Source organism: Maribacter sp., assembly GCF_049667165.1.
In the GTDB taxonomy this organism is placed as follows: domain Bacteria; phylum Bacteroidota; class Bacteroidia; order Flavobacteriales; family Flavobacteriaceae; genus Maribacter_A.
In genome coordinates, this window is sequence record NZ_JBATHS010000239.1 from 1 (window position 1) to 4,231 (window position 4,231).

General features: G+C 41.6%; 4 protein-coding genes. 1 reads left to right on the top strand and 3 read right to left on the bottom strand.

Going from position 1 to position 4,231, the window contains the following annotated elements:
* The 3 genes from serS to WBM98_RS12205 form a co-directional block, all read right to left on the bottom strand.
* Positions 1-1,088 (bottom strand): serine--tRNA ligase (gene serS / locus WBM98_RS12195; protein WP_424366301.1); only part of this gene is annotated, 1,088 nt, incomplete at its 3' end.
* Between the two features lie 67 nt (positions 1,089-1,155).
* Entirely contained in the window at positions 1,156-2,487 is a 1,332-nt protein-coding gene (locus tag WBM98_RS12200; protein WP_424366302.1) for an HTTM domain-containing protein, read from the bottom strand.
* Positions 2,488-3,414, bottom strand: a complete 927-nt coding sequence (locus WBM98_RS12205; RefSeq protein WP_424366303.1) for a bifunctional riboflavin kinase/FAD synthetase — start codon at positions 3,412-3,414, stop codon at positions 2,488-2,490.
* A 49-nt stretch (positions 3,415-3,463) separates the two neighbouring features.
* On the opposite strand from WBM98_RS12205, the gene WBM98_RS12210 reads away from it, so the two are divergent.
* On the top strand, positions 3,464-4,231 hold a 768-nt coding region (locus WBM98_RS12210), incomplete at its 3' end, for a reprolysin-like metallopeptidase (protein ID WP_424366304.1).

Here is a 4,231-nt window from a genome sequence, read left to right on the forward strand (position 1 = left end):
GACTGATAGGTCTCAAAGTTGGAAACGGAGCTTATTTCGAGCCATCGGTCCTGTGCAGTGGAAAACACTTCAAAATCATAGGTTAATGCCGAGGTAAAACCAAGATCACCTCCACATAAACGAAGAATTCTAAAGGGGAGTTCTAGTTCTCGCAGAATGCCTTTAACATGCTCTACCATGCCCGTTAGGGCCTCATAGGACTTTCCCGGTTGCTCTACACGTACAATTTCAACTTTGTCGAATTGATGCAGGCGATTCAGTCCTCTAACGTGTGCTCCATAACTTCCCGCTTCTCGCCTGAAACATGGCGTGTATCCGGTATAACATACAGGCAGCTCCTGATGATTTAAAATAGTATCGCGAAAAATGTTTGTTACTGGTACCTCTGCAGTTGGGATCAGGTATAGATCATCTGCCGTCACATGATACATCTGTCCTTCTTTATCCGGGAGTTGCCCGGTTCCAAATCCGGAGGCGGTATTCACCAAGTGAGGTACCTGCATTTCTGTATAGCCGGCTGCCGTATTTCGGTCTAGAAAATACGCGATCAAAGCACGTTGTAATTTGGCGCCCTTATCCTTGTATACCGGAAATCCTGCCCCTGTTATCTTTACACCAAGTTCAAAATCAATGATGTCATATTTCTTAGCCAATTCCCAGTGGGGGAGTGCCCCTTTTAAAAGTTTTGGCACATCACCTTCCCTGAATACCTCTTCATTATCCTCTTCAGAGGAACCGGCAGGCACCAATTCATTTGGGACATTGGGGATTAGGTATAAGGTCTGGTCTAGTTCCAGGACTACGGTATTTAGCTCTTCACCCATGCTCTTGGAGTCATCTTTTAAGCGGGTGGTCTTTTCTTTAAGGAGATTCGCTTCCTGTGCTTTTCCGGATTTGTACAGTGTTCCAATTTCTTTTGATAAGGAATTTAATTGTGCAAGGGTGCCGTCCATTTCCGTTTGCAGTGCTCTTCGCTTTTCGTCGAGTTGCAACACCTGAGACAACAAGCTCTCTGCATCCAGATTTCGTTTCTTCAGAGCCTTGCTGATCGCCTCTTTATTTTCCCTTATGGCCTGTAATACTAGCATTGGTCATTATTTAAGGCACAAATTTACGTTTAATTGGTGAATTCAGATGAGGATGGACTAGGTTTCCTTACCGTTCTTCCCTGGTTTTTGGCGGAGAGGGTAAGATCCATTTATGATGCCGTAAGTGATCCCATTTCTCAGCCGCAAGATCTACAGACGGATCAATGAATGCGGCCAATGGCCTGCCATTTATACTCACCTTAGCTTTTGCAAATACTGAAATCTGTTGTCCCCGGGCACTGTATTCTTTTTTTAAATACTGGGCAAATTGCCATATATAATCCGGGTAACAGGAAACTTTTTCTAACTGTTTGGGTGATAGATAGAGGTTCGATGGTACGATGGTTTTTGCTCCGGTATCTTTGTTAACTACCACAAATTGAATAGTGCCAGATCTGCTGCGTAGCATCATTCGCCAGCTCATTCGGTGTCCTTCCTCCGTCCACAGTACATCGTCTGCAATAAAAAAGTGTCTTACCGGCAAGATCAGTTGAATTATAAAATAGAGACCACAGCATAGCAATATCCAATGTTGATATAGCGGTATCCGCATCTCATTGCCAGTATAAAATTCTTTTTGCTTAAAAAAACGTTTTTTGATCACCTCCGGAGGATAATAGAACACTGTAAAGGCCAGGGCTAAATATGGGAAGATCCCTATCTGAAAGACGATGGAATTAAAAAGGTGAAAGAAAATAGCAAATCCAAAGGCCCAATTGCGGGTAGGTTTCCAAAGTAAAGCCGGAATGATCAACAGGTCGAATAGAATACCCATAGCCCCAATGATAGTATGAACCCATGTATGTTGCAGGAAATCTCCAATTAGAGGGTAGGATGCCTTACCTCTCAGGAGGATCTCAATAATTGAGAGATCTAGCCAGTCCCCGTAGAGTTTTGCAAGAGCGGCATAGGTATAGACTATGAATAGTTGAAATATAATGATCCATTTTACATAGGCAGGCATAGAATTGCTTCGAAGAGAAGGTTCTAACCTGCTATCCACAGAAGCATAGCTGTTTGCGGGCATAAAACACATCAGGAAAGAAATCAGAATCAATAAGTAATAGTGGTTGTTATAGGCTGTCTTTTGCATAAGGTAAACTGCACTCCATAACAGGGTAAAAAGGATAATACTCCAGCGGTATTTAAAGCCAATAGCAATAAAAATTCCCAAAATTCCCATGATCACAAAATAGAAATACATGCCATTTCCGTGCAGGGGTTGTAACCATTCAAAGCCAATAAACGAAAAGGTAAAAGTAGGTTCTATCAAGGTTCTTCTCACCCAACCGGTAAGTATAGCGCCAAAGCTTTCAAGGCTAATAAGGATTCCAAAAAAGATCCGGAATATGATAAGCGACCCATTGTCGACCTTCTTAAAAAGCCAATTCTGTAGCATTTATTCGTTGATTAGGATACGTGCTGTTTCTTTGTCTTTCTTAAGTTGCTCTTTAAGTTCCTCCAGGGAATTGAATTTGTGTTCCTCCCGTATCCAATGAAGAATATTGACCTGTATATGCTGGTGGTAGAGGTCTTCGTCAAAATCGAAAAAATGCACTTCAATACTTTGGTGTTGCCCATCTACAGTGGGATTGGTTCCTATATTCATCATCCCATATACGATCTTGTTTTTCAAGCTGCTCTGAACCACATAGACACCGTTCTTGGGAATAAGTTTGTAGGTTTCTTTAATATGTAGGTTGGCCGTAGGAAAGCCTAATTCTTTTCCGAGACCTTTCCCCCTGATGATCTCTCCGTTGAGCATGTAGGAATACCCTAAATAGGTATTGGCGGTGATTACATCACCTTCTAACAAGGCATTTCTGATCTTGGTGGAGCTAACTGCAACCGCCTCTATTTCTTTGGCCGGGATCTCATCTACTTCAAAATCGAGCGCATTCCCAAAGGCGATTAGATCGTTAATATTGGCATTCCGATTTCTGCCGAATCGATGGTCATATCCTATGATCACTTTTTTGGCATGAAGTGAATTGACCAACATATCCCGGACAAAGGCAGTTGCACTTAATCTGGAAAAGGTTTTGGTGAAGGGCTGTATTATAAGGTAATCTAAACCGAGGTTCTCCAGGATTTTCTTCTTTTCTTCGATGGTATTCAGGAGTTTCAGGTCAGAATCCTTTTGCAGAACCATACGCGGATGCGGGAAAAAAGTTAGCACCGCAGACACCCGATTATTGATCCTGGCATCATTTATGAGTCGTTCTAAGATCAATTTGTGTCCAACATGAACACCATCAAAAGTACCAATGGTAATGACCGAAGGGTGGTTTTTATCGTATTTAGAAATGCTTTGAACTGTTACCAAACCAAATAATGTATAAAAAGGCTTATTTTTAACGCTTTAATGCCCCCAAATGTTAACAAAACTACGTCTTGTTTTATCAATATCCATACTATTTTCCTGCTTTTACACTGCGGCCCAAACCGGATATTGGCAAACATCAGAGGTAAAGAACGAATTATTGTCTTCCGATCTTAAGCGTTTGGATTTACAAAAAGTACGTTTTTTTTCATTGGAAGAAACTCTTTTAGTTCAAGAGTTAAGCAAACTTACAGCCAATACACTAGACAAGACCTTAATATACTTTCCGGATGTAAACGGCACCTTAGTGGCCTATGAAGTAGAGGAAACACCTGTTTTTTCTCCTGAACTTACCTCAAAATATCCTGAAATACGTTCCTTTTCAGGGAGCAGTGTACATAATAAAACAGATAGAGTTCGCTTTAGTGTGTCTCCTAAAGGGGTGCAGGCCATGTTTATTTTTAAAGGGAAGGAGAAAAAGATCTTTCTGGAAAAAGCCTCTCGTGATGCAACAGATTATGTATTGTATGACCGAAGTGGGCAATCTGGGGAAACCGAGAAATTTATTTGTGAAACCGAGGCAAAGCCCATTGCGTCCGAGCAAGCATCAACGGCTAAATTAGTAGATGATCAAACCTTACGGAAATTCAGAATAGCGGTCTCTGCAACGGGGGAGTATACACAATTCCATGGGGGAACTGTTCCCGACGCCCTGTCAGCTATCAATGCTACACTTACAAGGGTCAATGAGGTATTTAGCACTGATCTTGGCATTACTTTAGAATTAATCGCCAATAATGATCAGGTGATCTATACAGAT